Raw genomic sequence first — 26,100 nt, 5'->3', positions numbered from 1 at the left:
CGAACCCCGCCCGCCGGGTGTGAACCGGCGGCGGGTTCAGGACGGGTGGACCAGGCGGCTCTCGTAGGCGAAGACCACCGCCTGGATCCGGTCGCGGAGTCCGAGCTTCGGCAGGATCCGCCCCAGGTGGGACTTCACGGTCGCCTCCGCGAGGTGCAGGGTGGCCGCGATCTCGGTGTTGGACAGGCCTCGGCCCACCTGGACCAGCACCTCGCGTTCCCGCGCGCTGAGCCGGGCCAGCCGCTCGGCGTGCCCGGACGGGACCGCGCGGGGGCCGCCGCTGGCGTCGGGGAGGTGCGGGCGCAGGCTCTCCAGCAGGCGCCCGGTGATCCGCGGGGAGACCACCGCGTCCCCGGCGGCGACGTCGCGGATCGCGGTGAGGAGCTCCTCGGGTCTGGTGTTCTTCAGCAGGAAGCCCGAGGCCCCGGCGTGGAGTCCGGCGAAGGCGTACTCGTCCAGGTCGAAGGTGGTCAGGATCAGCACCCTGCTCCCCGGCGAGACCTCGACGATCCGCCGGGTCGCCTCGATGCCGTCGGTCCCGGGCATGCGGACGTCCATGAGGACGACGTCGGGACGCAGCTCCCGCGCGAGGCGTACGGCCTGATCTCCGTCGGCGGCCTCGCCGACCGGTGTCATGTCGGGCTGGGTCTCCAGGACGGTGCCGAAGGCCATCCGCAGCAGTGCTTCGTCGTCGGCGACCAGGATGCGGATCGTCATGCGGACGCCGCCCCCGCGCCGTCGAGGAGGAGGCGGGTGCTGACCCCCCACCCGCCGCCCGGGAGCGGTCCGGCCCGCAGTTCCCCGCTGTACGCGGCCGCGCGCTCGCGCATGCCGGGGAGGCCGTGGCCGGGGGGCGCGGCGGCGGGCGGCGCGGCGGCGGGCGGCGGCGGACATGGGCCGTTGTCGGTGACGTCCACGGTGACGTCCCTGGTCGAACAGTGGACGCGGACCTCGGCGGCCGTGCCGGGGGGTGCGTGCTTCAGGGTGTTGGTCAAGGCTTCCTGCACCAGGCGGTAGACGGTGAGCCGGGCGGTGGCGGGGACGTGCTCGTGGCTGCCGCGGACCTCCAGCCGGGTCGGCAGGCCGGCGGCGCACATCTGGTCGGTGAGGGCCTCCAGTTGGGCGATGCCGGGCAGCGGGTGGCGCTCCGCGTCGGGTTCACCGGACCGCAGGACGCCCAGCGAGCGCCGCATGTCGGTCAGGGCCTGCCGGCCCGTCTCGGAGATCTGGAGCATCGCGGCGGTGGCCCGTCCGGGCGACCGGTGCTGGGCGTAGAGCGCGGCGTCGGTCAGCGCGACCATGACGGACAGGTTGTGGGTGACGATGTCGTGCATCTCCCGGGTGATCCGGGTCCGTTCCTCGGCGGCGGCCAGGCACGCCTGCTGCTCCTGTTCCCGCTCCAGGCGTTCGGCCCGCTCCTCCACGGCGGCGAGGTAGGCGCGCGTGGTGCGTACGTTCACACCGAGGACGGCGGCGGCGACGACCGTCGCGGTCACCGCTACGAAGGGGGGCAGGAACGCGCCCTCCGGCGCCCAGCGCAGGCAGGCCAGCAGGACCCCGCCCTGCACGACGGCGCCGGCCAGGAGCGTGTCACGTCGGCCCGAGTGCGCGGCCACCGTGAAGAGGGCCACCAGGAGGGCGACGTCCGCCGGGAGTTGGACGCCCACCAGCCACTGGACGAAAGCGGCGGCCGCGACGGCGGCGAACACCGCGCGCGGGGCGCGGCGCCGCCACGGCAGGGGCAGGACGAGGGCGGCGGTGAGGGCCACGGCCACCGGCGGTTCCGGCGGCGCGTGCGTGATCAGGACGTTGACGAGGAGGAGCGCCGGCAGCAGCGAGTCCCACACGGGGGCCGGCAGCCGGGTGCCCCGTCGCGCGACGGCGGCCACCCCCGCCCACCGCGCCCACCGCGCACGTCCCGGGCCCGGGCTCAAACCCGGTCGGTGCGCCCGGCGGAACGCCCTGCCGGCTTCCGCTGCCCCCTCGGTCATCCCACGTCCCGTCGATTCGGCGCCCTGGCGCCCCCGGTCGGGGCCGCCGCCGCGGGCGTCGGGATCCGGGCCGGGCACGGGGCTCGCACGCCGCGCGCCGCCCGGCGGTTGCCGCGGCCCTGACACGGTAGGGCGCGGGCCCTGCGCGGCGCATGCGCCCACCGTCTGATGACGAGGGGCCGGGATGCGACCGCAGGAGGAGCCCGGCCCCCTCCCCCGGTCGCAACGCGGACCCCGTCGGGGTGTGTCCGGTTGCCGCTCCGGTGGCACCGGCGGGCGTCGCGGACTGCGACCCGGGTCGCCCCCGGAGGGCCGCGAGGGCGACCGTGGACCGATGTGGCGGCGCGCACCCGGCGCCGACGATGGCCGGGTGACCGAGATCATCGCGGGACTCTCCCTGTCCCCCCTCGAAATCCTTGTCCTGTCGAGTGCCTTCGCGCTGGTGTCGGCGCGCTGGCTTCCTCCGGCCGCCCGCTCGCGCGTCACCGTCGCGGCGGGGGCGCTGTGCGTACCGTCCGCGCTCGTCCTGGTGGTGACGGGCGTCCGCTGGCAGCTGCTGCCGGTACTGGCGGGCGCCGGCTGCGCGCTGCCGTTCGCCTGTGCCCCACTGCTGCGACGCCGGGCCGGCCGACCGGTGCGGCGGGCCCGCTGGTGGCTGGCGCTGCCAGCATCGGCGGCCTGCCTGGGGCTGATCGCCGCCGGCCCGGTGGCCGCCTGGGCGTTCCCGGTGCCGGTGTTCCCCGAGCCGACGGGCGACTTCGCGGTCGGTACCCGCGTGGAGCAGTGGACCGATCCGCAGCGCCCCGAGACCTTCACCGCCGATCCGGACGACCGGCGCACGGTCGTCGTCCAGCTCTGGTACCCCGCGCGCAGGAGCCCCGACGGCGTGCGGCGGGCCCAGTACCTCGGACGCACGGCGCAGGAGGCGCGCACCGTCTCCGAGGCGCTCGCCCGCGGGGTGGGGCTGCCGGGCTTCCTGATCGACGGTGTGCCGCGGGCCCGCAGCCGTGCGGTGTTCGACGCCCCGGTGGCCGATGGGGGCGGGTGGTTCCCCGTCGTGCTGTTCTCGCCCGGGTCGGGCGGGGTGCGCACGCAGAACACCGCCTGGGCCGAGGAACTGGCCAGTCACGGCTACGTGGTCGCGGCCCTCGACCACCCGTACGACTCGGCCGCCGTCGTCCTCTCCGACGGCCGGACGATCACCACCGCGACCCACTCCTCCGGAGACGCGGACGAGGACGCGAAGCTGGCGGCCGGCTGGACGGCGATCCGGGCCGCCGACCTCGGCTTCGTCCTCACCCGGCTGACGGGCGGTCAGGGCGGCCGGGGGCCGGGCGGGGCCGCCGACCCGCTGGCCGCGCGGCTGGACACCGGCCGGGTCGCGGTGGCCGGCCACTCCATGGGCGGCGCCGCCGCACTCCAGGCGGCCCGCCAGGACCACCGGTTCGCCGCCGTCGTCGATCTGGACGGCTTCCCGCACGGCCCCGCCACCCCCGCCCTCGACCGGCCGGTGCTCGCGCTCACCCAGGAGGTCACCGCGGGGGCCGATCCGCGCTACCTGCCCCGCCTCACCGAGGCGCTCGACGCCAACACCGCGACGAGCTACCGGCTCACCGTCCCCGGCGCCGCGCACCTCACCTTCACGGACGGCCCCCTGTACCTGCCGCCGGTGCCCACGATCGTCGGCTCCCTGGGCCGTACCCGGAGCCCGCAGGTAGTCGCCGGAGCCACTCTCGCCTTCCTGGACGCCGTACTGCGCGGCGGGTGGGACGGACACGGCGGACCGGGCGACCCGGCCGGCGCCCTGCGGGCCTACGGCGAACTCAGCGCCCACCGACCGGGCGGCGGTCGCTGATCAGGCGTTGCGCTCCTGAAGGTCGGGCAGCCTGCGGAAGTCGAAGGTGTTCCACCGTTCGGGCCGCATGTGGATCGCGACGTAGTCGGCCGCGGACTCCTCCGTCGCGTTCACGTAGTCGGTGGCGGCGTCGCCCATGTAGCGGGCGGCCATGTCGAAGCGCTCCTGCTTCGAGGTCGGCCTGATCCCGGTCACCGGACCTTCCACCGAGACGTACCGGTAGTCCTCGACCTCGGCCACCTGCGCGCACAACGCGAACCGGCCCGCCTCCTCGATGAGCCGGGCCTTGCGCGCGCCGGGGGCGGTGATCACCTTGACGACCCCGCCCGGCTGGTACTCGTACCAGATCGGGGTGGTCAGCGGGGCCCGTTCCGGCTCGGCCGTGACGCTCAGGATTCCGACGTACGGTTCTGCGAGGAAGGCCTCGCGTTCCACTTGGGTCATCGGGCGCATGACCGACACCTTAGCCACCGCCGGGCCGGCGCGGAGGGCGCTCGGGGTCTCTCCCGACCGGTGCCGACCGGAGCCGACCGGTGCCGGTTCCGGGTTCATGACCCGCGCATATCGTTGCGGCAGCCGACCGGCGCCTTTCCTGTGCGCCGGGGGCCCGGGATGGGGGGAGTACGGCATGAGGGACACGGGGGCCGGTTCGGTGGTGGAGGAACTGGAGGCGTACCGGGGGGAGTTGACCCGATTCTGCTACCGGATGCTGGGGTCGTACGCGGAGGCCGAGGACGCCGTGCAGGAGGCGCTGGTCCGGGCGTGGCGGAGTGCTGACGGGTTCGAGGGCAGGTCGTCGGTCCGTTCGTGGGTGTACCGCATCGCCACCCGCGTGTGTCTGGACGCGCTCGCCGCGGGGAAGCGGCGGGCGTTGCCGATGGACCTGTCCGGGCCGGCGGACGGTGCCACGCCGCCGGGACCGCCGGCGGATGACGTGGCGTGGGTCGAGCCGCTTCCCGGGGCCGATCCGGGGGCCGATCCGGGGGGCGCGGCGGAGGCCGCCGAGTCGGTGCGGCTGGCGTTCGTCGCGGCGCTCCAGCACCTGCCGCCCAGGCAGCGGGCCACGCTGATCCTCCGGGAGGTGCTGGGGTTCTCGGCCCGTGAGGTCGCGGACCTGCACGGCTCCACCGTCGCGTCCGTCAACAGCGCCCTCCAGCGGGCCCGTGCCACCCTCGCCGACCGCAGGGAGGAAGCGGGCGGGCCGGCCGCGCCTGCGCCCGAGGGCGTCCGACGGGTCCTGGCCGAGCGGTACGCGGCGGCGTTCTCCCGCTACGACGTGGCGGAGCTGAACCTCCTGCTGCACGTCGACGCCACCTTGTCGCTGCCGCCGTACGCGAAGTGGATGCGCGGGGTGAGCGACATCGGATCGTGGCTGTCGGGGCCGGCCGTCGGCTGTCGTGGATCGCGGCTCGTCCCCACCGTGGCGAACGGCTCCCCGGCCTTCGGCCAGTACCGCCCCCGCGCCGACGGATCCGGCTACGAGCCGTGGGCGCTCCAGGTCGTCGAGTTCTCCGGGGACCGGATCACGAGCATCACGGCCTTCCGCGACACCGCGCGCCTCTTCCCGCTGTTCGGCCTGCCGGACCGGCTGGGCGCCGATTCGGACCTGGGCGTCCCGGCCTGATCACCTGCCGCCGAACTCGTCGAGGGCTGGGGCGCGGACGACGGTTCGTCTGACGGGGCCGGTCGGGGCGGGGGCACCGATGCCGCCGGACCCCTAGCGTCCCGCCGGGCCGCCCGCCAGGCGGGCCGTCACCGCGCTCAGCCACAGCAGACCGAGGCCGGCCCCGACGGTGAACGCCAGGACCGAGGCGGCCGAGGCCATGAAGCCGGCGAGTACGGCCACGGGGACGACGCGGGACGCCACGGCCCAGCCCCGCAGGCCCCGGGCCGCGAGCGGACGGGCCAGGACGAGGAACGCGGCGCACAGGGCGAGGTAGCCGACCATCCCGCCGAACATGTGGACGGCGCCGTGACCGCTCATCACGGTCGCCTCGGGCGCCCCGGCCGGGAAGCCCGCCCCGGGGTCGGCCGGGAACGCGGCCGCGAGCCAGAAGGAGACGCCAAAAACCCCGACCAGGGCCGGCCCCGACGTGCCGCCGGGGCCGCCGCGCAGGGTCTGCCGCAGGCCGGCCGCGCAGGCGATCAGCAGTGCGCCGGTGAGCACGAAGCTCGCCGTCTGGATCCAGCCCGCCTCGCCGAGGGCGAGCTGGCTGATGGCGTTCCGCGTGAAGTCGAAGCCGTCCCGCGCGAGTCCCTGGGCGAGCCCGGCGGCCAGGAACAGCGGCCCCGCCGCCACGCCACCGGCCACGGCCCACCACCCCGCCGCTCGCGGCGCGGGCGCGGCGGAGACGGGCTCTACAGGGACTGCGGCGGCGGCCCGGCCACCTCGGCGAGCAGGGCCGCCGCGGCCGCTCGTACGGTGTCGTCCACCTCGGCCCTGCCCACGTTGTAGTGCAGGAGCGGCAGCAGGCCGGGGTCCTTGGCCAGCTTCGCGCGGACGTCGGCGACGGCGCCCTCGGCCGGACGGCCCTCGGCGACCGTCTTACGGGCGTGATCCAGCAGGGTGGTGGTGAGAGAGCCCAGCCGGGCCGACCGGCGCAGCCCCAGCCCGTCGAACCCTTCGGGCCGGCCGGCGCTCCGTTCGGCCCGTTCGGCTGCGGCGCGCTCCCTGATCTCGGCGGCCTTGAGGGACGAGGCCTTGAACTCGGCCTGGAAGGCGGCCACTCCCAGTTTCGCCTTGCGGACCAGCCACACGGTCCCGGCGGCGGCGACGAACGCCAGGCACAGCGACTCCACGATGCCGGTGCCGGCGCCGACGATGCGCCAGTCATGGACGGTGAGCGCGATCGCGCCCACCCAGGTGAAGATCATGCCGGTGGCCCACAGGCTCTTCGCGTCGGCCAGCAGAGGTCTGGCGATGCGATAGGCGAGCTGGGTCGCGCCCGCCCCGGCGATCACGGCGCCCCATGGGCCGAGGAACGGCGTCAGCACCCCGCTGAACGCAGCCCAGAGGCAGATGAGTATCAGGACATGGGTCTTGCGCTGGGCCAGCATGTCGGCGAACCTTCCCGGTCGGGAGGCCGCCCGTCGCGCCTGGTGCGGCTCGGGTCGTCTCCGGCGGCGATGCTTGGCATGTCCATTACGCCGAGCGGGCCATAACCTAGCAAGCGGCGTGGTGGGAGTGCCACGGGGATGACGGCGGCGGCGCCGTCTCGGACATGCGGCGGATCCTACGGCGCCCCGAGGACCGGACCGGGGGCGGAAGGACTGCCGGTCAGGGTCGGAACTGGCGCCGGTAGGCTCGAACTGCCGCACCAACAGGTGCGCGATACCGGCCAGTTCGTTGACGGTGAGCCGCCGGTGGAGGTTGTCCAGCGCGTACCGCACGGCGCTGGCGACCAGGTCGTCGGCCGGCGCCCTGCTCACCGGGTGTTCCGCGAACTGGGCCTGGCCGCCCTCGCGGTGTGCGGTCACGACCATGCCGCGCGCCACCCGGGCGGCGACATCGGAGCCGTGGTCCTTGCGGATGAGGTGCAGGCAGGCGTCGATGCCGGCCACTGTGCCGGCGGCGGTGACGACCGAGCCGTGGCCGACCTAGGGCGCGTATTTGGTCGTGATCATTCTGGGAAGTTGTCCTCGCGACGCGGCCTGACCCGGTAGACCGTATGCCGTGACGCGAGTGCAACTATCGGATGTGGAATGGGAGTTCATCGAGCCGTACCTGCCGATCGGCGAGTACGGCCCGTACCCCGAACGGCTGCGCCAGCAGTTCGAGGACGTGATCTGGCACTTCAAGACCGGCAGCCAGTGGCGTGAGCGTGGACTCCACCACCGTCCGGGCCCATCACGACGCCGCCGGGATGCACCTGGAGCCCGACGCCTTGGCCGCCTTGGAGAGGGCCGCCGAGGAGGCGGAGAAGGCCCGGCAAAAAGGGGAGGCCCGCCGGAACAAGACGGGCAGGACGACCCGGAACGGCAAGAGCGGCGGCGCATCCGACGCCGGCGCAAGCTCCGCCTGAAGACTGCTCTGCTCGGACGCTCCAGAGGCGGGCAGACCAGCAAGGTCCACATAGCCGGCGAGCGCAGGTGTCGCCCGCTGGCGTTCGTGCTGACCGAGGGGCAGGCCGCCGACAGCCCGCAATTCGTCCTCGTGCTGCGGAAAGTCCGGGTCCGCGGGCCGGTCGGCCGTCCCAGGACCCGGCCCGACACGGTCGCCGGGGACAAGGCCTACTCGTCCCACCTTCGCGGCGCAATGATCTGGATCAAAGACCTCACCAGAACCAGCGCTTGATCACGACCACATACGCGCCCTAGGTCAACCGGCGTCGGGGGCATGCTTCTTGACGACCTCGAACGGCGTGTTGCCCGTGTACTGGGTCTCGCCCGCGGGGAGGCAGTTCTCCTCCCGAACGGTGCCGACCCCGTCGCAGTGCTCGAAGGCCATCCTGAAGAACACCGTGGTCGTGTGCGTACCGGGCCTGAGGCCAGGCAGCGCGGGCGACGCGAAGTTACCGAAGGGCAACCCCTCCTCGATCGTCACCAGACGCAGGACCTCGGGGCCGAAGGAGTAGCTCCGTTCCTGCGGGGTGCCGATGTCCTGGGTGATGCGGACGCCAAGGAACTTCAGGAGGAAGTCGTCGAAGGGCTTCGGCAGCGAGGGTGTGTACCCCGCCGGATAGACGGCGGTGGCCGCGTCGGCGGCCGTGCCCCAGCTCGGGAAGACCCGTACCCACGGCTTCCACGCCACTGCGACGCGGCAGTTGGGCGGGCCGATGATCGGCTCCCGGATCGACAGCCGCGCATTGATGTCGACCCCCTCCGAGGAGAGGCAGTGGTTTCCTCCGTCGGACGGGGTCGGTGCCGTCACCCCTTGCGCCGCGGTCTCCTCCCAGCCCTTGTCCGCGTGAGCCGTGCCGCTTCCCAGGGTCGTCAGTACGGTCGCCAGAGCGGCGCAGGCCAGGGCCGCTCGGATCCGGGTGGGACTCATCCACCGCTGCCTTTCGATGTCACCGTCGGGACCCTGTCCGCCCAACGGCAGGGCCTCGCTCACGCACCGAGCATGGCCCGCACCGGCTGGGAGCCGGCTCCGGACACGCGTGCACCCGCTGCGCGCACCACCCTGGGTCGCAGTGGCGCGGCCATTCGGCCCAGGCGCGCCTCACCCGAACCACCCGCTGATCACGACTCAATACTCGCCCTAGAGCACCGACGCGTTCACCGTCACCTCCGGATGGCGTTCCTGGAGGCCGACGGGCGTGCCGCCAGTGCGTCGTCGCCTCCCTCCCGTCCAGCAGGCCCGCGGCGGCCAGGGCGAACGCGCCGCTGCAGATGGATACCTCCCGGGACGGTGCCGGCGTCGGCATGCCGGAGCCGGCCGAGGCCGTGGTGCACCACGATGTCGAGGCCGCCCACGACCCGGTGCGCCCCGGGGGTCTCGGCGCCTGGTGCTCCGCTGACGTTCGGCATGCTCGTCTCCGACGAGCCCCTGCTGCTGCGCGTGCTGACGGTCGCGGCGACCAGGCGGCCGGTCCGTGCCCGCGGCGGACTGCGGATCGTCGCGGACCACATCCTCGACGAGGATCCGCCCTTCGACGTGCTGGTGATCCCCGGCGGCGTCACCACGGCGGTCTTGAGGGACGCGGAGGTCATCGACTGGCTCGCCCGGCGCCGGAAGACCTTCTCACTGACGTTCAGCATCTGCACCGGGGCCTTCCTGCTGGCCGCCACCGGGGCTCTGGACGGGCGTCCGGCCACGACCCACAGGGAGGACCGGGAGGAACTGGCCCGGCGCCGGCCCGACATCCGGTTGCACACCGACGTCCGGTGGTCGACGACGGCGACATCGTCACCTCTGCGAGGATCAGCGCGGGCATCGACGCCAGCCTGCACATCGTGGGCCGGCTCTTCGGCGAGCGCCTCGCCCGTCGCACCGCCCGCCAGATGGAGTACGTGTAGACGGCGGCCACGCGGGCCTGCGGCACGAGGCCCGGCTGTATTCGCCTGGGCGTCGGGTATCGGGGCGACGTCCGGCGAACTACTGGGCCGCCACCGCCATGACGCCTTGGTAGGCACTGCTCGCGCTGGAACCGAACGCCTGCCCGTTCACCACCGCGCCATAGCCGGCACCGGACGCTACGGCCATCCTCATTTCGGACCGGGACACATCAAAGTTTCCAGTGATCTCGATGAAAGCACTGCTGCCGCCGATAGCGGTCGAGTTGTGACCCGCGAAACTCCATTGAGACCCGGAAGCCGTGTACGTACCCCGGACCGGTAGCAGGTCGGTTCGTACATCCGTCGTCGACCAGGCGAACGTGCCGTCCGGGTTGAACTGCCACACGGACCCTGACAGCCGCTGCTGGTCGCGGGCGATCCACGCGGGGTTTCCGCGGATCTGCTCGAACCCGGTCAGCCTCACCACACGTACCGTCACCGTCTGCGCGGGTTGGGACGCGGCTTCGGGCGCGCCCAGGGCGGTTGGAGCACCCGATGTGCCGAAGAGGCTGAAAATCAGGCTGATCGCGAGCACAGCGCCGGCTCTCACGGTTGCTTGACGGTGCGCCACTGCGACTCCCTCGGACGTGGCGGGCCGGCAGGCCGCGCCAGGTTCAGCGGCAGGAGGGCCGGAGGGTTCGCTCGATCCAACCCCTGGGGATTCCACCACTCGCCTCCATCATGCGTCGAGCTGACGCAACCCGCAGCTCGCCGCGGCGGGTCCCCGCAACCGGGTGACCGGCCCCTGCGGCACGGGCTGGACGGTGGCGTCGTCCTACCGCGGCTGATACTGCTCGACCGCCTGCAGTCCGGCTGGGAGGATTTCGGCGATGGCGAACCCGCGCAAACAGTTCGATGTGCTCGTACTCGACTACACCATGGCGCGCGAGGACGAGCGGACGTTTTTCAACATCCAGGTGGCTGTGGCGGCCATCACGGTGGCGCTGCTGGCCGGTCTTGCCACGCTTCTGAGCGCAACGTGCCAAGTGAATTCGGCAGACGATTGCACGAACCTCCCGCCGGAACTGCTTGCCGCAGCACCTTCCATCCCTTTTGCCGCGCTCGCCCTCCTGCAGATCCTCGGCGCATCAGCAGCGTTGCGCAGTTATTACATGAGGGCTTTGGAAAAGGAACTCAGAGACTACGCGGAAACGCCACTGCCCGAGCTCGCGACGGTTGCGGAGATTCGACCGCCCTCATACGCCGGGCTGCTGGCCGAGCTGGCGACTCTGCGAAGGGGAAGGGGCGGGTACCGGATCCTCGCAATCCTGATCATGCTGATCACGTTCCTCGCGTTCGCCGGTCTGACCGTATACATCGCCCTCGATTTTTCCAAGCCGTATCGCGTTCCGATGCTGATCGTGTACGGCACCGCCTTCGCGTTCCTTGTTTTCGACGTCGCCTCAGTCACTCTCGGCGCACGAAGCACGTTCATCCGGATCGCCCGGCGCTTTGCCGTCCGCCAGGAGCACAGCCTCTTCGAGGGTGCTTCGTTGCAGACGTCCAACGGCCGGAGCCTGGCCGCGTATCTGCTGGTACCACGGCCTGAGGACTGGGTGAAGTGGCTGTTCATCCCGCTGGCTTTCATCGCCACGTCCTGGGGACAAGGGCGTGACTTCCACTGGACGAACCTGCTCATCTCGGTGGTGGTCACGGAGTTTCTCGTCTACTCGGCCCGATACCAGTGGAACGACATCCGCGGCCTGTCGGACGACAACCTGCACCCGCTGAGCACGGAGCGCCTCCGCCTCCCGCAGGTTGAATCCCGAAGGCACGCGCGATTCGTCGTATATTCCAGCCTTTCCGTCGCCGTGCTTCGGCTCCTGGCCGCCCTTGTGGTCGGCCTCGCGCTCGGTCGCCTCGGAGCCGTCCTCATCCTCGTGGCGGCGGTCTTCTTCTTTGCTGTCGTATATGAGGCGCTCCGCACCTGCGAGGCCGAGCATCCCGCAGCCGCGCGATCTCTCTGGTTCAGTGTCGGCGCGGGTTACGCTATTCGGTTCCTGGTGGGAGCGTTCACCGCATCAGAACCGCCGTACAGCGCACTTTCCGTTGTCGCTTCGGTCTTTTTCCACTGCTTCGGCGTCATGTTCGTCCTGATGACATGGCTTCTCGAAGGAACCAGCTTCTGCAGTGCGAAGGACGATGACAACTGGTTCATCTTCCCCGGGGCTCTCCGTAGAAAGAGGCACGTGCGACTCCTCCTTGACTACCTGGGTTCTCCGCGCATCGAGAACCGCGCGTCTCCACTGACCCTCCCGGATCCGGCACCAGGAGTGAAAGCCTGCGAGAAGAATGAGGTCCTGCGGGAGAGTCGGAATCTGACAACACTCCTAGTTCCGTGGAATATCGCCTTCCTCTGCGCGTCAGTCATGTCGGTCCCCACCGGCCTCTTGCTGTCAGGTGGCCCGGTTGATCCGGTTCGCATGACCGTCGGCGTGCTGCTCGGGCTCGGGGCCGGATGTTTGGTCATGACACTCAGCGATATCGCCCTGCAAATGATCGTCGCTTTCACCGGATCTCTCGGTCTTGTCCTTACCTCTGATTCTGACACTCTGGCGTCCGATGCGCTTACGGTATCTCCGTGGCTCCTTTCCGCAATCACCTACAGCATGTTCAGGCAGCAGTCTTACTTCGGCCTCAAGAACTTCGGTAAGGAACTGACCGGCAGAGCGAAGGGCGCTCTCCTGTACGTTCGTAAAAAAGTGATCGGCGCGGACACATGGCGGAAGATCGGATGACCTCACCTCGATCGGTAATCGGAACGTGGCGGGAATGTGTGCGGCCCGGCTGGTGCGGGTTGTAGCGGGTTGTAGCGCCTCCGGCGAACGGTATCCTCCCAGCTCAAGTGCCCGGAATCGCCGGTCCTGCCGGGTACGGAGCACCCAGAGCGGAGGCTCGGCGTGAAGAACTTCCAGGTGGACGGCTGGTCCGGCTGGCCCACGACCGTCGCCGGGCTTGGCGGGCGAACCGTTGTGCTCGCCGGCCAGCACAAGCGCGTGTCCTTGGAGACCGACGAAATCCGTGCTCACTCGCCGGTCGGACGCCTGCGGAGTAAAGCCGAGTGACGGAGACAGGAAGCGCGCCTGTGGGCGGAGCCCGGACCGGTCGCGGGTGATCCCGCACTGCTGCGGAAGACCGCGCTGAACCTGCTGGCCGTAATTCGGTTGACCCGGTCGCGGGCCGGCGTTGCACTGGGGCGGGGCACCGCGAGCGGTGGTGCCGGTACCGGGGGAAGGCAGCGGGCGCGCATGGAGATCCGTCACACGACCGACCAGGACTTCGACGTCTTCGTCGACACGATGCTCGCCGCGTTCGGGTTCTACCCGGAACCCCCGGTCGACGGGGGCGGACATTGGTGGTCGGCGCTCGAGATGGACCGGTGCCTTTTCGCCGTGACGGAGGACGGGCAGCCCGTCGGCACCGCCGGCGCCTACTCGTTCGAGCTCACCCTTCCCGGCGAGACCCTCGTCCCCGTCTCCGGGGTGACCGCCGTGGGCGTGCTGCCCTCCCACCGGCGCCGGGGCACGCTCAGTGCGCTGATGCGGCATCAGCTCGCCGAGCTGCGCGCCCGCGGGGAGTTCCTCTCCGTGCTGCTGGCCTCCGAGGCCCTCATCTACCGCAGGTTCGGCTACGGGCCGGCGACGTACACGGCGGGGCTGACGGTGCCGCGCCACCGGGCGGCGCTCGCCGTTCCCCGGGCGCGCGGCGGGAACGACGATCCGCTCACGGGTACGGGGGCGGGTTCGGGGGCGGCGAGCGGTACGGGTGCGGCGAGCGGTTCGGTCAAGGTGGTGCGCAGCGGCGAGTGCGCCGAGGTCCTGGAGGAGGTCTACGACCGGTACCGCCGCTCACAGCCCGGCGCGCTGTCCCGTCCGCACCGCTGGTGGTCCCTGCGCGCGGGGCAGCCCCCGATCTCTCCCACGCCTCGGTACGTCGCCGTCCACCGGGACGCCGACGGCGTCCCGGACGGGTACGCGAGCTACACGATCGAGCCCGGAGCCTCCAGGACGATGAAGGTCGACGAGATCATCACCGCCGACGACGCCGTCCACACGGCCCTGGCCCGGTTCCTGCTGGAGCACGACCTCGTCAACCAGGTCTCCTTCAAGCACGTCCCGACCGACCACCCGCTGCGCTGGCAGTTGGAGGACTTCCGGGGCGGCGAGGTGACGGGAGCCGGCGACTGGCTCTGGGTGCGGCTGCTGGACGTGCCGGGGGCGCTGACCGCGCGCGGCTGGTTCGCGGACGGCGAGATCGTCCTCGACGTCGAGGACCGGTTCCTCGGCGAGCACGGCCGTCACCTGCTGACCGTCCGGGGCGGCAAGGCCGACTGCGTCCCGACGGACCGGGAGCCCGACCTGTCCCTGGACGTGAGCGACCTGGGCTCGGTCTACCTCGGCGGCACCGCCCCGAGCACCCTCGTGCGCGCCGGGCACATCAGGGCCCACCACCCGGGCGCGGCCGCCCTCGCGGACACCCTGTTCCGGACCGAGCGCTCCCCGCACTGCCTGCACTGGTTCTGACGACCGGTCGGTGTGCCGTCGCCGTCGCCGTCACCGTCGCCGTCACCGTCTGGATGCCGGCGGCCACGTCCGTGTCACCGTGTGGTGCGGGGGCATGCGCGGTGCAGGACTCCGAATCCGATCGTGCCTTCGGCCTGGGCCGCCCAGTCCGGTCCCGTCTGGCTCCACCTGCTGGTGATGGCCTTCGCCGTTCTCGTCCTGGTGGCGACGCTGACCCGGCGCAGGTAGTCCCGCCGTGCTGTTCCTGGCGCTGCTCGTACCGCCCCTGCTGATGTGTGCCGTCCTGGGGCTCGCCCGCTACGAGGAGTACATGCTGGGTCCGGCCGGGCCGAGCGCGCCCGCCCCGCCCGGCCGGCCGCACCGGCCCGGCTCACACCGGGCGTCACCGCGCGGGCGGTTGGAAGCAGGCGATGACGTCCTTGCCCCTGGGGCAGGGGCGCGCCTGCCACCCGTCGGCGAGGGCGTCGACCAGGAGCATCCCGCGTCCCCCGAGGGCTCCGTCGTCGGGGCGGCGCTGCTCGGGCACACGGCTCGACGCGTCGTGCACCGTGACGTGCAGACACCGGCCGTCCCAGACGAGGATGAGCTGGGCGCCGCTGCGGGCGTGGACATGTGCGTTGGTGACCAGTTCGGACACCGTCAGCACGACCGAGTCCACCAGGTCCGGCGCCGTCCGTTCCCATCCGAGCGCCCTCAGGTGTTCGCGCGACCATTCCCTCGCGGCCTTCACGCCGCTGGTGACGGGCAGCGAACGCGCCCATCCGACAGCCCTCACTGAGCGGTCCTGCGTCATGTCTCTCCTCCCATCGGCCGGTACACCCCTCGTGTGCCCCGGAGGCGCCCGGGGTCACCGCCGGCGGGGGACGTACCGTCGTCCGGCGGGCATCGCCGCCGATCGCGGTGCCCAGCAGCCCAATCCGGTTGCGTCAGACCCGTGATCGGCGGCGATACTCCGGGGCATGAGCAGAATCGCTGAGGTCATCGTGCTGGCCCAGGACGCGGACGAGGTGATGAGGCCGCTGACGCGGCCCGACCGTACTCGTACCTGGGTGGGCTGCTTCTCCGAGATGCGCCCGGGCGGTGACTGGGGTTTCGGCTGGGGTGCGGAATTCGAGCACATGAGCTGGAGATCGGGGCTGTTGAAGCACTTGGAGTCCTTGCCGTGGCCTCGTCCGGAGACGGTGCAGGTGCTGATCCACGACGAGGAGGACGACTGCTTCGGCCTCTGGATGATCCACGGCGGCAGGCTGCGGGAGGTACCCCTTCCGCATACCCGACGGGCCTGGTGGTCCGGACCGCCGCAGGAGGGCTACGCGCCGGATCCCGGAATCCTGAGCCGGACGGACTGCGGGCCCGTCGACTGGCCGGAGGAGATCGAGGGCGGTGACCGGTCCCGGCCTCCGGCCTGGTGACGTGATCAGGTGTGGAGCCGGATGGTCCTCCTCCACGGCCGGTGCTCGCCCGCCGCGTACGGCGTCCGGTACGCACGGCAGGTCCCCGGCGTGCGCTGCCGGGGACCTGCCGCGGTGCTCATCGTGCGGTCGTGACGGGCTCAGGGTTCCTGGCGGCGGTCGCGCAGCGAGTCCTTGATCCCGCGGGCCTGCTCCTCCGCCTTGTCGGCGGCTTCGCGGACCTTGCCCTTGAGCTGGTCCGTCTTCCCCTCGGCCTGCATGCGCTCGTTGCCGGTCGCCTTGCCCGCGACTTCCTTGGCCTTGCCCTTGGCCTGCTCCATCTTGCCCTTGGCCTTGTCCGCCATGAGGAAACACTCCCTTTCCGGAAAACGGTCGGTCGCTGGACAAGCTAGGCGAGATCGGGAGGATGCGCGCGTCGGGAGGAGGTCACGGTGCTCACCGTGCCCCGATGCGGTCGCGCCGACCGGGCGGCCCGGCCGTCAAGACCGGGGCGTCGGGGCCGTCCACAGCCTTCTCGTCATGAATGTGCTGTTCGGGTCGGGCCGGTAGTCCGCGAACGGCTCGCAGGGGACGAACCCGAACTTCTCGTACAGCCTCCTTGCCGGGAGGAAGAACTCCGCGGTGCCGGTCTCCAGGCTCAGCCGGGTGAAGCCCGCGCGCGCGGCCTCGGTGATGATGTGCTCCAGCAGCAGCGACGCGATCCCGCTCCGCTTGCGTGCCGCCGTGGTGCGCATCGACTTCAGCTCGGCGTGTCCCGCGTCCAGCTCCTTGAGCGCGCCGCAGCCCACCAGGACGTCGTGGTCGCGCACCGTCCAGAACGTGATCCCGGGTGCGCGGAGGGCATCGAGATCGAGCGCGTGCTTGCTCTCCGGGGGCGAGATGGACCGCATCTGGCGGACGTGCTCGTCGAGGAACCCGGCGATCTCGGGTCCGGAGAGGTCATCTCTCGCGATCTGCATCCTTACTCGTCCTTCCTCGTCTTCCCTCGGGGCCGCTGGGCTCCCATTTTCGTTGTCTTGACAACAGTTGTCCAGGCATTAATGCTGGGAGGGTGACAGCATCAAGCAGCGGTCTTCGTGACCACCTCGGGTACTGGCTGCGCCGGCTCTCCGACGAGGTCCACGGCCGCTTCGAGAAACAGCTCGCGGAACACGGGGTGACCGTCTCGCAGTGGGCGGTCCTCATCACCGTCCATCGTGACGACGCCAGCACCACCCGCGAGGTGGCCCGCTACGTCGGCATCGACGCCGGCGCGGTCTCCCGCCTGGTCGACCGGCTGATCGCCAAGGGGCTGATGTCCCGCGAAAGCGACCCCGGATCCCGGCGCATCATGCGGCTCACCCTCACCGAGGCCGGCCGCGAGCTCACCCCGCGCCTCGCGGAGATCGCCGATCTCAACGACGCCCACTTCTTCGCCCACCTCGACCCGGACCAGCGCCTCCTGCTGGAGGACTGGATCCGTGGTCTGGTCGGCGAGGTCCCGCCCGACCCCCCTGCCCCCGGAAAGACCCCGCCATGGACCACAGCCACGCCACCGCCCGCTCGGTGACCAAGACCGTCGGCATCGACCGGCCCGTCGCGGAGGTCTTCGACTTCCTCCGCGATCCCGCGAACTGGCCCGCCTGGGCCGTCGTCAACGTCAAGGCCGTCGAACCCTCCGGCGACCCCGACTGGTGGCTGATGACCACCCCGCACGGGCCCGCTCGCCTCCGCATCCGCGCCGACGCCGCACGCGGCCTCCTCGACCACGATTACGTCGACGAGCAGGCGTCCTGGCAGGTCCCCGCTCGCGTCGTCGCCAACGGCGACGGTACGGAGTTCATGATGACCTTCTTCCAGCCGCCCGCCTTCACGGACGCCTACTTCGACGAGCAGACCGCCCTCGTGGACACCGAACTGGCCACCCTCAAAAGCATCCTGGAAGGCAGGGCGTGACCGTGACCCCTCCGTCACCGGTCCCGGTGTGAGGGGGGCGTCACGCCCGGGCGTCGGGCCGCCCCATCCACCAGTTGCCCGGGGCGGCGGGGTCGGTGCTGGACCAGTACTCGACCACGGCGGACTCGAACTCGGCCGGGTCGAGGGCACCGTCGCCGTCGCGGTCCAGGTGGGCGAACGCCGCGTCCAGGTCCGCCTGGCCGATCCCCGGGAAGTGGCTGCGCTGGAAGGCGTCGAACTCGGTCCTGCTGACCCGGCCGTCGCCGTCGGCGTCGGCGATGGCGAAGAACGCCCGGGCGAGCGCGCCGACGGTGGTGGCCGCGGCCTCGGGGTCGGCGGCCAGGGTCAGGGTGCTCGTGACGAACTCCCGCTTGGTCATGCGACCGCCGGCCCCGCCGACGTACGGGGCGTGCAGGTCGCGCCAGACCGCGACGTAGGCGTCGACCATGCGTGCGTGCTCGGCCGAGCCGCGGGCGTACCCGAGCTGGTCGGCGGCCCGGTCGCCCATGATGACGTGGTCGGCCTCGGTCAGGGCCCCGTCGCCGTCGGCGTCCAGCAGATCGAAGCCGTGGCTGATCTTCTCGCGCAGGATGTCCATGGCGGTGAACGTAGCGCAGGCGCCGCGGGCCCGGAGGCCGGTCGCCGTGGGGAGCCACGATCGGGCGACACAGTGGAAGGGCCTCGCCACCGCGGGCGTGGGGTTGGCGGGGCGCCGCCGGGTCCGGCCGGGCTCATGGCCGTCTCCCTCCGCTCCGCCCGGCGGCGGCGTCAGGGCGCCACGGCGCCGTCGCGGTTCGGCGGTTTCGCCCGCGCCCTCCTCAAGGACCGCTGGGCCTGCGCGCCCGGCGCAGGGCGCGGCGCACGGCGGTGCCGCCCTCGCGGCGCAGGCGGGAGTGGCGGTCCAGTTCCTCCATGAGGCGCTGGGAGCGTTTGTCCACGTCGAGCTCGTCGAGCACCCGGTCGACGTCGGCGAGCAGGGCGCCGTGCAGCTGCCAGTGTCCCGGCTCGGTCCGCAGCTGCTCCAGCAGGAGGTGCGCCAGCCGGTCGCGGGCCTGGCGTGCCATGCCCAGTTCCCGGGTGAGCCGGTCCTCCTGCTCCTCGGCGTTGGTGGTGACCTGGGCGGTGATCAGCCGGGAGAAGCTGTGGACGGCGAGCGCCATGTGGCCGAACAGGTCCTGCAGGGCGCGGGTCACCGGCGGGGAGAACAGCGGCTCGTCCGTGCGGGCCTTCGCCAGGTCGGTGAGGGCCCGGGCCGAGACGCGCAGCACGACCGCGCAGATCTCCAGGGTGTCCAGGCCCGTGCGCAGGACCAGCCGGAACATCAGCCCCTCCCGGACGCGGGGGTTCATGCGCAGGCTGTCCTCCGCCTGGCGCAGCGCGGCGTCCACCCCGGCGATGTCGTTGTCGAGCCGGCGGGCCTCGTGCAGCCGGGTGGCGGCCTCGGCGACGGTGGTGCGGCCGGTGAGTTCGTCGGCCATGCCGGTCATCAGCGCGGCCATGCGGGCGGCCAGGTCGTCGATCGCCCGGCCGGCGGGCTCCACCCAGACGGGCGGGGCGAACAGCAGGTTGAAGGCCAGTCCGACCACCGCGCCGATGAGCGTCTCCAGCACCCGGTCCCAGGCCGTGTCGGCCACCCGGGTGACGCCGAGGACCAGCATCGCGCTGATCGCCACCTCGGGGACGAACTCGTCCACCCTGACCAGGTGCCCGACGACCAGCGAGGCCAGGATGACCAGCCCGAGGCTCCACCAGGTCAGTCCCACGAGCGCGCTGAACCCGACCGCCACCAGTACCCCGGCCACGACGGAGTTCACGCGGCGCACCCCGGTGGTGAGGGTGGAGTACAGGGTGACCTGGACGACGAGCAGGGCGGTGAGCGGGGCCGTCAGCGGTGCGGGCTCGTTGCTGAGCCGCAGCGCGACCACGTACGAGAGGACGGCGGCCCCGGTGGACCGTACGCTCTGCACCACCACGGGGTCCCGCCGTCTGGCGGCCAGGCGGCGCGGGAGGTGGCGGAGGGGGCGGAAGCGGCGGAAGGGCCTCGCGAGGTCGGGCATACCTTCGCCTCTTCCCCGTCGGCGGCCGTGATCACGCGGCGGACAGGGGGCCAGTAACGGGGCCGGGGCCGAGGCCGGAGGACCCGACCCCGCGCAGGATGCGCCTTGGCGTGTGGTCCCGCTGCTCCGATCGGCCCACCCCTGCGGCACGGCCCTCCGCCGACGGTGCCCGTCTGTGCTCGGGTACCCGTGGCGCACCGGCCGTTCCCGCCGGGGCGCCACCTCTGCCACGGCGCCGAGCGGCCCTCGCAGCCGGCCCTTTCCTCCGGGAGGAAACCGCGATGACCCCCTTCCGCAGCCGTTGCGCGGTGGCCCTCGGCACACTGCTCGCATGGGCGGCCCTCGGCTCCTACGCGCCCTCGTCCGCGGCCTCACAGCCACGCGAACTGGTGGTTCCGTCGACGGCCTACCCGACGGTCCAGTCCGCGGTCGACGCGGCGCACCCCGGGGACCGCATCGCCGTCCGTGCCGGCGTCTACCGCGAGCAGCTGACGATCCACAAGGACCTCACCCTCACGGGGGCGGGCGCCGGGAAGACCACCATCCTCGCTCCCGAGCATCTGGTGACGGGATCCGACGGCCTCAACTCGATCGTCTTCCTCGACAACGCTGCGCGCGTGAAGGTCTCCCGTCTCTCGGTGAGCGGGCCGGGTTCCGGCACCTGCGCCGCCGGCGCGCTCGGAGCGGGCATCCGGGTGCTGGGCGGTGCGCACCTGGACCTGAGCCACGCGGCGGTGTCCCACATCAAGGACACCCCCATGGCCCCGTGCTTCCGGAGCGCCAACGCCGTCCTCATCGGGGACCTCCCCACGGGCACGGGGTCGGCGAGCATCCGGGATTCGAAGATCACGGACTATCAGGGCGCCGGGATCGTCGTCCTCAACCAGGCCTCGAACGCCACACTGCTGCGCAACGTGGTCACCGGGCAGAAGCGCCTCTCCACCGACGGCATCGAGTTCGTCGACGCGACGGGACGAGCCGATGAGAACACCGTGAGCGACAACGCCTGCCGCGAGCCGGATCCGGGCTGCGGGCCGGACTTCTTCAGCGAGTTCCAGCACGCCGGCATCCTGGCCAACACGGGGGTGGAGGTCACCCGCAACCGTCTCGTCGGCAACCAGCTCGGCATCTATGCCTTCGGCACGATGGAGACCGGCCACAACACCATCGTCGACAGCGAGTACTTCGGGATCGCCTTCCAGGACGGCAGGTTCACCGCGGTCAAGGACACCATCCGGGGCGGCGTCGGCGGCGTCGCGGTCGTCGCCTCGGCCGTCGACACCACCGCACGGCTGGACCAGGTGCGGATCACGAAGATCTCGGGTGACCGGACCCGCACCTTCGAGTGCTGCGGCTTCACCGCGACGGTGACCACCACGAAGCCCTGACCTGCCGGAAGGGGGGCGGTCGTTCCTCTTCCCCCCGGGCGCGGGTGGACGTGCAGGGCCCCGGCATACTGGCAGCGTGAAATTCGACGTGCTTCGAATAACCGCGAGCCTCGCGACGGCCACCGTAACGGCACTCGTCCCGGCCGCTTGCGGGGCGGAGAAACCCGTCATCACACCGGAGGCGGTCACTCATCCCGAACTGGTCGGCCGGTGGGACGGGGAGCCGAAGTGCGGATCGCCGATGGTTCGGCTGCGTGACGATTACACCTTTTCCGCCCAGGACTTTCCGGTCCAGTGGGACGGTCCCGGCCCGGACTCGCAGGTGACCCGCCGTTCATCCGACGGGGAGTGGCACGGCGTCAACAAGGATTCCGGCCTGCCGCCTTATCTGGTGCTCAGTTTCAAGAATCACAACGACATCCAGATTCTGCATTTCTATGTGGAGCGTGGAGAGCTGCGGATGGACGGGACCGTCTACGCGGACGGAGGGGACCCCTATCCCTACCCGTGCCACTACAAACGCAGATCTGCCGACCCCGAGGCCTAGGGCATGTCCCACGGGCTGTCCGAGGGTGATGGCGGTGACACCACGGCACATAGGGTGAGCGGCATGGCCGGGACGGATCGAGGCGAGGGCAGTGCGGAGCGCGCCGCGTTGCGCCGTGCGCTGGAGGAGTTGGACGCGCGGTTGGCCGCAGGTGCCGAGCGGGGTCCCGGGGCTTGTGTTCGGTTCGATTCCTTGGTGGAGAAGCTGCGGACACCGGCGGCCGCGTTCCTGAAGCCGGAGCTGGAGGAACGGCTTGCCCGTCACGTCGCCGCGGACGATTCCTTCGCGCGGGACCGGATGGCCCACGTGCTGGCGGGTGCCTGTGGTCAGGAGGCCCTGCCTGCCCTGCTGCGTGCGATGGTGACCGATCGCAACGAGGACGGGGACATGCTGCACGTCGACGTCCTCGATCTCTTCGAGGCATGGCCGGACACCGCGTTCGCCCTGTCCATGGAGTACACCGTTTCCGATGATCCGGGTCTGCGGAGAGTCGGTCTCTGGGGCGTTTGCTTCTTCGACTCGCTCGGGACCGAGTACTTCGGTCTGGTCGCCGACGCGGCCTGCGACCCGGACCCCGGGGTGCGCGCCGACGTGATGACCACCCTCGGCTCCAGCGTCGGCCTGGGTGATCCCTCGCGGGCCTTGGACATCCTCATCGCCGGCGCGTCCGACGCCGCACCGGAGGTCCGACGGGCAGTTGTGAGCGCCCTCTACGGGGCACGCGAAGCGGCGGCACTGTCCGGAAGGCCGGCCCCCGATGCCCGAGCCGCACTCGAACGACTCGCGACGGATGAGGAGGCGACCGTACGCGATGCCGCGCGCCGAGCCCTCGCGCCAGCGACCGGGTGGTTCTGAACGGTGCCTGGGGCCATGGCTTCAGCAGCGGAATCGACGCCGGTGACCGCCGACGGCCGGGCGCTGCGCCGCCCGCATCACCGCCGACGGCTTCCACCGCCGTGACCTCACGGTCCGCCGGCTCGTAGGAGACGGTGCCGGCCCCGGCGTTCAGCACCGTCCGCGCGTCGCCGAGCGCTTCCCGGATCCTCGCCGCGATCCGCCGCTCCGTGCGCCGGGGCGTCCACGTACCCCGGGCTCACCCCGACGAGGTGGCCGTGAGGCCTGACGTGATCAGGCGGGTGCCGGCGTGGAAGGAGGCGTCGCGGTCCGGGAAGCCGGTCGTGGCGAGTTCCGCGAGGTGGGGCAGGGCCGACAGGTCGGGGGTGGTGGTGGGGGCGGGGTGCCGTGGCCGCAGTTGCTCCTGGAGGACGAACCCGGTGGTGTAGCTGAGCAGCGCGTCGGTGACGGTCGCGGCGAGCGGCAGCGGGATCCCGGCGGCGCGGGTGATGCCGAGGAGGCGGTCGGCCAGGGCGAGGGCGTGGGGGCTGGGGACCGCGTACCCGGCGACCAGGCGGGCGCCGTCGCGGTGGGCGAGCATGGCCCGGCGCAGCGCCGACGCCGTGCCGGCGAGGCGGTCGGCGAGCTCCGCCGCCGGGACCGGTTCGGCCAGGGCCTCGGCGACGATCCGGTCCGCCAGCTCGGCGAGGAGCTCGTCCTTGTTCTTGACGTGCCAGTAGAGCGCGCCGACCCGCAGGCCCAGGCGCTCGGCCAGCCTGCGGGTGGACAGCTCGTCCAGCCCGGTCTCGTCGAGCAGTTCCATGGCGGCGTCGATCACGTCCGGCCGTCGTACCGGCATGCCGGGTCTCCCTGGGTCTCGTCCTGCCATTGCACCTGAGCGGTGTTCAGGTTACCTTGAACAGCGTTCGGGTTGAACAGTGTTCAGGATAACGCCGACGAGGGGGAACCGTCATGACCGAGGTGCAGGCACGCGTACAGAAGACGATCGACCGGCTGGTGGAGTCCGGGCGGGAGACCGGCGTCCAGGTGGCCGCCTACAAGGACGGGCGGATGGTGGTGAACGCCTGGGCGGGAACCGCCGACCCGTCCACCGGGCGGCCGGTGGACCGGGAGACCCTGATCCACTCCTACTCCGCGGGCAAGGGCGTGACCGCGACCGTGGCCCACGTCCTGGCCGCGCGCGGCGTCCTCGACTACGACACCCCCCTCGCCCACCACTGGCCGGAGTTCGCCGCCCACGGCAAGGAGCAGGTCACCCTGCGGCACGCGCTCACCCACGCGGCGGGTGTGCCCCAGCTTCCCGCCGGCATCACCGCCGAGGAGCTCTACGACTGGGACGCGATGTGTGCGATCGTCGCCGGCCAGGAACCGCTGTGGGAGCCGGGCACCGCCACCGGCTATCACGGCTGGACCTTCGGCTGGCTCGTCGGGGAGACCGTCCGCCGCGTCACCGGGCGCGGCATCTCCCAGGTGCTCCGCGAGGAGGTCGCCGGCCCGCTGGGCGTCGCCGACTCCCTCTTCCTCGCCGTCCCCGAGCAGGCCCTGCCCCGGGTGGCGACCCTCGTCGAGGGCAACTGGGAGGCGTCCCTGGCCGCGATGCCCCAGGACCTGCCGTTCTTCCGGTCCGTCCCGAACCGCGGGGTGTGGACCACCGCACAGCTCGCCAACCGTCCCGAGTACCTGCGCGCCGAACTCCCGGCCGCCGGAACCTTCTCCGCGTCCGCCGTGGCCCGGATGTACGCGGCGCTCATCGGCGAGGTCGACGGGGTGCGGCTGCTGCCGCCGCGGCACACGGCGCGGATCGCCGCCCTGGCCACGGACGACACCGACGTGATGTTCGGGCGCCCGATGGCCAAGGGCCTGGGCTACTTCCTCGGCCTGCCGGAGACGGGCGGCCGGCGCACCGCCTTCGGCCACCACGGCTCCGGCGGCAGCATCGCCTTCGCCGACCCGGAACACGGGCTCGCCGTCGCCGTCCTCCACACCCGGCTGACGGGCGGCCAGGAGAACACGGTGCCGCAGACGGTCGCCGACGAGATCCGGACGGCCTTGGGGATCACCGCCTGAGGGTCGTCCCGCATCTGCCGGTAGCGGCTGATGGTGGTGGTGCGGCTGTCGTGATCGACCGCCGCGACCGCCGCGAGCCGCGCCGGGACGCCGGCCGGGGCCGGCTCGGGGGTCTCATGGTGTGGTGCTGCTGCCCGCGGTGTCGGGCTCGCGGGCGCCGGCCGGCGCCGGCCGCGCGCCATCCCGTCCCGTGGGCCGGGCCGCGCGGCCCAGGAGGAGGACCGCCGCCCAGGTCAGGCCCAGGATCCCGGCGGCGAGGAGCTGAACCCGGTAGTCGAGCCCGGTCACCATCGCCGTGCCGATGAGCAGGGCGAGCCCGGTGGGCGCGAACATCAGCGTGTTGGCCGTGGCCGCCACCCGGCCCAGCAGTTCACCCGGGGTTTCCCGCTGGACGGCGGTCATGGCGGCGATGAGTGCGCAGGGCAGGCCCAGCCCGATGGCCAGGCTGCCGCCCAGCACGACGGGGAGCCAGGGCGTGGCCCGGGCGAGCACGCCGAGGGCGAAGAGGGAGAGTCCGACCGCCGAGAAGGCCCGTTCGGACATGCGGCGCATCAACGCACCGGCCGCCAGCCCGCAGACGACCGACCCGAGCCCCTGAACCGGGGTCAGTACGCCCGCGTAGGCCGGCGATTGGTGCAGGCCGCCGTCGAGCATGGCGAACGTGGCCGTACTGCTCAGGCTGGACAGGACCATGGCGGTCGCGCCGGTGAGGACCAGTGGACGCAGCAGCGGGTGCCGCCACAGGTAGCGGGCGCCTTCAGCGGTCTCGGCGGTCCAGGCGCGCTTGTCGCGGGCCGCGGGCCGGGCCTCCCGTACACGGATGAACCGGAAGGCGAGCGCGGCCAGTACGAAGCTCACCGCGTCCAGCACCGCCACCGCGGGCCCGCCGAAGGCGGTGAACAGCCCGGCGCCGGCCAGCGGGGCGAGCAGCTTCGTGCTCTCGATCGCGGTGTACACCATGCCGTTGAAGTCGCCGCGCAGTTCCTCCGGCACGGCGGCGGCCACCAGCGCGGTCTGCGCCGCGTCCGTCAGCACCATTCCCGTGCCCACCAGGGTCAGGACCGCGAAGAGCAGCCAGACGTCCGCAGCCGAGTGCACGGCGATCGGTGCGGTCATGACGACGGCCAGGGCCAGGTTGACGGCCACCAGGAGGGGGCGGCGGCGCACGCGGTCCGCCACCGTGCCGATCAGTGGGCCCGCGAAGGTGGGCAGCCAGAGGCAGAAGCCGACCAGAGCGGCCAGGCCGTCGGAACCGGTGAGGGTCTTGACCCAGATGCCGGCGGCGAGCGACATGGCCGTGTCGCCGAAGGCGGAGACGGTCACCCCGCCCAGATACAGACCCGCGTTGCGTTCCTTCAGGACTTCGAGCGTGCGCCAGCTCATCAACATCCCCCGTCTCGTGTGCGCTTGATCGCGCACTCTACCCCCAAGCATTTCATTGGGGGTAGAGGTCCAGGCGACGCCCGTACGGTT

Annotated in this window: 27 protein-coding genes and 4 pseudogenes; 15 read left to right on the top strand and 16 right to left on the bottom strand. The window is 72.0% G+C overall.

Features of this window, described 5'->3' with window-relative positions; genetic code table 11:
* Positions 1 to 36: 36 nt before the first annotated feature.
* Together ABT403_RS15980 and ABT403_RS15975 are read right to left on the bottom strand one after the other, a co-directional pair.
* Positions 37 to 717 carry a response regulator gene (locus ABT403_RS15980; RefSeq protein WP_344152903.1) on the bottom strand — a complete coding sequence of 227 codons (681 nt, stop codon included), beginning with the start codon at positions 715 to 717 and terminating at the stop codon, positions 37 to 39.
* Complete coding sequence (locus ABT403_RS15975; protein ID WP_344152900.1) at positions 714 to 1,889, bottom strand: sensor histidine kinase; 1,176 nt, start codon at positions 1,887 to 1,889, stop codon at positions 714 to 716. The genes ABT403_RS15980 and ABT403_RS15975 overlap by 4 nt, the downstream gene beginning before the upstream one ends.
* 436 nt (positions 1,890 to 2,325) lie before the next feature.
* On the opposite strand from ABT403_RS15975, the gene ABT403_RS15970 reads away from it, so the two are divergent.
* Positions 2,326 to 3,846 carry an alpha/beta hydrolase family protein gene (locus ABT403_RS15970; protein WP_351649105.1) on the top strand — a complete coding sequence of 507 codons (1,521 nt, stop codon included), beginning with the start codon at positions 2,326 to 2,328 and terminating at the stop codon, positions 3,844 to 3,846.
* On the opposite strand, the gene ABT403_RS15965 is transcribed toward ABT403_RS15970, so the two are convergent.
* On the bottom strand, positions 3,847 to 4,299 hold the full coding sequence (locus ABT403_RS15965; protein WP_344152894.1) for a pyridoxamine 5'-phosphate oxidase family protein: 453 nt from the start codon (positions 4,297 to 4,299) through the stop codon (positions 3,847 to 3,849).
* Between the two features lie 175 nt (positions 4,300 to 4,474).
* On the opposite strand from ABT403_RS15965, the gene ABT403_RS15960 reads away from it, so the two are divergent.
* Positions 4,475 to 5,470: a sigma-70 family RNA polymerase sigma factor gene (locus tag ABT403_RS15960; RefSeq protein ID WP_344152891.1), complete on the top strand. Its 996-nt coding sequence runs from the start codon at positions 4,475 to 4,477 to the stop codon at positions 5,468 to 5,470.
* Positions 5,471 to 5,563: 93 nt separating this feature from the next.
* Here the strand turns inward: ABT403_RS15960 and ABT403_RS15955 are convergent, their stop codons facing one another.
* A complete protein-coding gene (locus ABT403_RS15955) occupies positions 5,564 to 6,157 on the bottom strand; it encodes a DUF998 domain-containing protein (protein ID WP_344152888.1) in 594 nt (197 codons plus the stop codon).
* A gap of 47 nt (positions 6,158 to 6,204) precedes the next feature.
* Positions 6,205 to 6,903 carry a hypothetical protein gene (locus ABT403_RS15950; protein ID WP_344152885.1) on the bottom strand — a complete coding sequence of 233 codons (699 nt, stop codon included), beginning with the start codon at positions 6,901 to 6,903 and terminating at the stop codon, positions 6,205 to 6,207.
* A gap of 616 nt (positions 6,904 to 7,519) precedes the next feature.
* On the opposite strand from ABT403_RS15950, the pseudogene ABT403_RS15945 reads away from it, so the two are divergent.
* Positions 7,520 to 8,086 (top strand): annotated as a pseudogene (locus ABT403_RS15945) (transposase family protein); the annotation flags it as partial.
* A 78-nt stretch (positions 8,087 to 8,164) separates the two neighbouring features.
* On the opposite strand, the gene ABT403_RS15940 reads toward ABT403_RS15945, so the two are convergent.
* Positions 8,165 to 8,836 (bottom strand): hypothetical protein, encoded by a 672-nt coding sequence (locus ABT403_RS15940; protein WP_344152884.1) that lies wholly within the window; start codon positions 8,834 to 8,836, stop codon positions 8,165 to 8,167.
* 213 nt (positions 8,837 to 9,049) lie between these two features.
* Positions 9,050 to 9,200: pseudogene (locus ABT403_RS39030) on the bottom strand (DJ-1/PfpI family protein); the annotation flags it as partial.
* A gap of 44 nt (positions 9,201 to 9,244) precedes the next feature.
* Here ABT403_RS39030 and ABT403_RS15935 point away from each other — a divergent pair.
* Positions 9,245 to 9,619 (top strand): annotated as a pseudogene (locus tag ABT403_RS15935) (DJ-1/PfpI family protein); the annotation flags it as partial.
* 53 nt (positions 9,620 to 9,672) lie between these two features.
* On the top strand, positions 9,673 to 9,804 hold the full coding sequence (locus tag ABT403_RS15930) for a type 1 glutamine amidotransferase family protein (protein WP_344152882.1): 132 nt from the start codon (positions 9,673 to 9,675) through the stop codon (positions 9,802 to 9,804).
* A gap of 79 nt (positions 9,805 to 9,883) precedes the next feature.
* Here ABT403_RS15930 and ABT403_RS15925 read toward each other — a convergent pair whose 3' ends face one another.
* Complete coding sequence (locus ABT403_RS15925; RefSeq protein ID WP_344152880.1) at positions 9,884 to 10,378, bottom strand: hypothetical protein; 495 nt, start codon at positions 10,376 to 10,378, stop codon at positions 9,884 to 9,886.
* Between the two features lie 295 nt (positions 10,379 to 10,673).
* Between ABT403_RS15925 and ABT403_RS15920 the strand changes: the two genes are divergently transcribed.
* The 3 genes from ABT403_RS15920 to ABT403_RS15910 all read left to right on the top strand — a co-directional run bounded on the left by ABT403_RS15920 (position 10,674) and on the right by ABT403_RS15910 (position 14,366).
* Positions 10,674 to 12,581, top strand: a complete 1,908-nt coding sequence (locus tag ABT403_RS15920; protein ID WP_344152877.1) for a hypothetical protein — start codon at positions 10,674 to 10,676, stop codon at positions 12,579 to 12,581.
* A 162-nt stretch (positions 12,582 to 12,743) separates the two neighbouring features.
* Positions 12,744 to 12,908 (top strand): hypothetical protein, encoded by a 165-nt coding sequence (locus ABT403_RS15915; RefSeq protein ID WP_344152874.1) that lies wholly within the window; start codon positions 12,744 to 12,746, stop codon positions 12,906 to 12,908.
* A gap of 183 nt (positions 12,909 to 13,091) precedes the next feature.
* On the top strand, positions 13,092 to 14,366 hold the full coding sequence (locus ABT403_RS15910; protein ID WP_344152871.1) for a GNAT family N-acetyltransferase: 1,275 nt from the start codon (positions 13,092 to 13,094) through the stop codon (positions 14,364 to 14,366).
* Between the two features lie 382 nt (positions 14,367 to 14,748).
* On the opposite strand, the gene ABT403_RS15905 is transcribed toward ABT403_RS15910, so the two are convergent.
* Positions 14,749 to 15,159 carry an ATP-binding protein gene (locus ABT403_RS15905; RefSeq protein WP_344152868.1) on the bottom strand — a complete coding sequence of 137 codons (411 nt, stop codon included), beginning with the start codon at positions 15,157 to 15,159 and terminating at the stop codon, positions 14,749 to 14,751.
* Positions 15,160 to 15,325: 166 nt separating this feature from the next.
* Here ABT403_RS15905 and ABT403_RS15900 point away from each other — a divergent pair, with 166 nt between their 5' ends.
* Positions 15,326 to 15,778, top strand: a complete 453-nt coding sequence (locus tag ABT403_RS15900; protein ID WP_344152865.1) for a hypothetical protein — start codon at positions 15,326 to 15,328, stop codon at positions 15,776 to 15,778.
* Positions 15,779 to 15,918: 140 nt separating this feature from the next.
* On the opposite strand, the gene ABT403_RS15895 is transcribed toward ABT403_RS15900, so the two are convergent.
* Both ABT403_RS15895 and ABT403_RS15890 read right to left on the bottom strand, forming a co-directional pair.
* Positions 15,919 to 16,122, bottom strand: coding sequence for a CsbD family protein (locus ABT403_RS15895; RefSeq protein WP_344152862.1), 204 nt, complete (start codon positions 16,120 to 16,122; stop codon positions 15,919 to 15,921).
* A gap of 135 nt (positions 16,123 to 16,257) precedes the next feature.
* Positions 16,258 to 16,737: a GNAT family N-acetyltransferase gene (locus tag ABT403_RS15890; protein ID WP_344152859.1), complete on the bottom strand. Its 480-nt coding sequence runs from the start codon at positions 16,735 to 16,737 to the stop codon at positions 16,258 to 16,260.
* Between the two features lie 92 nt (positions 16,738 to 16,829).
* Here ABT403_RS15890 and ABT403_RS15885 point away from each other — a divergent pair, with 92 nt between their 5' ends.
* Both ABT403_RS15885 and ABT403_RS15880 read left to right on the top strand, forming a co-directional pair.
* Positions 16,830 to 17,327 carry a MarR family winged helix-turn-helix transcriptional regulator gene (locus ABT403_RS15885; RefSeq protein WP_344152857.1) on the top strand — a complete coding sequence of 166 codons (498 nt, stop codon included), beginning with the start codon at positions 16,830 to 16,832 and terminating at the stop codon, positions 17,325 to 17,327.
* On the top strand, positions 17,294 to 17,713 hold the full coding sequence (locus ABT403_RS15880) for a hypothetical protein (RefSeq protein ID WP_344152854.1): 420 nt from the start codon (positions 17,294 to 17,296) through the stop codon (positions 17,711 to 17,713). Before ABT403_RS15885 ends, ABT403_RS15880 begins: the two co-directional genes overlap by 34 nt.
* A 40-nt stretch (positions 17,714 to 17,753) precedes the next feature.
* Here the strand turns inward: ABT403_RS15880 and ABT403_RS15875 are convergent, their stop codons facing one another.
* Together ABT403_RS15875 and ABT403_RS15870 are read right to left on the bottom strand one after the other, a co-directional pair.
* The gene (locus ABT403_RS15875) at positions 17,754 to 18,311 is read right to left on the bottom strand and encodes an EF-hand domain-containing protein (protein ID WP_344152851.1); all 558 of its coding nucleotides are present in this window, start codon (positions 18,309 to 18,311) and stop codon (positions 17,754 to 17,756) included.
* Positions 18,312 to 18,531: 220 nt separating this feature from the next.
* Positions 18,532 to 19,770: an FUSC family protein gene (locus ABT403_RS15870; protein WP_344152848.1), complete on the bottom strand. Its 1,239-nt coding sequence runs from the start codon at positions 19,768 to 19,770 to the stop codon at positions 18,532 to 18,534.
* A 281-nt stretch (positions 19,771 to 20,051) separates the two neighbouring features.
* Here ABT403_RS15870 and ABT403_RS15865 point away from each other — a divergent pair, with 281 nt between their 5' ends.
* From ABT403_RS15865 to ABT403_RS15855, 3 genes are all read left to right on the top strand, one after another.
* Entirely contained in the window at positions 20,052 to 21,158 is a 1,107-nt protein-coding gene (locus ABT403_RS15865) for a right-handed parallel beta-helix repeat-containing protein (protein ID WP_344152845.1), read from the top strand.
* Positions 21,159 to 21,234: 76 nt separating this feature from the next.
* The gene (locus tag ABT403_RS15860; RefSeq protein ID WP_344152842.1) at positions 21,235 to 21,705 is read left to right on the top strand and encodes a hypothetical protein; all 471 of its coding nucleotides are present in this window, start codon (positions 21,235 to 21,237) and stop codon (positions 21,703 to 21,705) included.
* Positions 21,706 to 21,708: 3 nt separating this feature from the next.
* The gene (locus ABT403_RS15855; protein ID WP_425580121.1) at positions 21,709 to 22,560 is read left to right on the top strand and encodes a HEAT repeat domain-containing protein; all 852 of its coding nucleotides are present in this window, start codon (positions 21,709 to 21,711) and stop codon (positions 22,558 to 22,560) included.
* On the opposite strand, the pseudogene ABT403_RS39025 reads toward ABT403_RS15855, so the two are convergent.
* Together ABT403_RS39025 and ABT403_RS15845 are read right to left on the bottom strand one after the other, a co-directional pair.
* A pseudogene (locus tag ABT403_RS39025) lies at positions 22,506 to 22,777 on the bottom strand (class I SAM-dependent methyltransferase); the annotation flags it as partial. The gene ABT403_RS15855 and the pseudogene ABT403_RS39025 sit on opposite strands and share 55 nt — an antisense overlap.
* A 21-nt stretch (positions 22,778 to 22,798) precedes the next feature.
* Positions 22,799 to 23,398, bottom strand: coding sequence for a TetR/AcrR family transcriptional regulator C-terminal domain-containing protein (locus tag ABT403_RS15845; protein ID WP_344152836.1), 600 nt, complete (start codon positions 23,396 to 23,398; stop codon positions 22,799 to 22,801).
* 113 nt (positions 23,399 to 23,511) lie between these two features.
* Between ABT403_RS15845 and ABT403_RS15840 the strand changes: the two genes are divergently transcribed.
* Complete coding sequence (locus ABT403_RS15840; protein WP_344152833.1) at positions 23,512 to 24,627, top strand: serine hydrolase domain-containing protein; 1,116 nt, start codon at positions 23,512 to 23,514, stop codon at positions 24,625 to 24,627.
* 114 nt (positions 24,628 to 24,741) lie between these two features.
* Here the strand turns inward: ABT403_RS15840 and ABT403_RS15835 are convergent, their stop codons facing one another.
* Positions 24,742 to 26,010, bottom strand: coding sequence for an MFS transporter (locus ABT403_RS15835; protein WP_344152830.1), 1,269 nt, complete (start codon positions 26,008 to 26,010; stop codon positions 24,742 to 24,744).
* Positions 26,011 to 26,100: the final 90 nt, after the last annotated feature.

It is taken from the genome of Streptomyces sp. NPDC000075 (assembly GCF_040301925.1).
GTDB lineage: Bacteria > Actinomycetota > Actinomycetes > Streptomycetales > Streptomycetaceae > Streptomyces > Streptomyces polychromogenes.
This window is presented reverse-complemented; position numbering and strand designations above follow the sequence as displayed.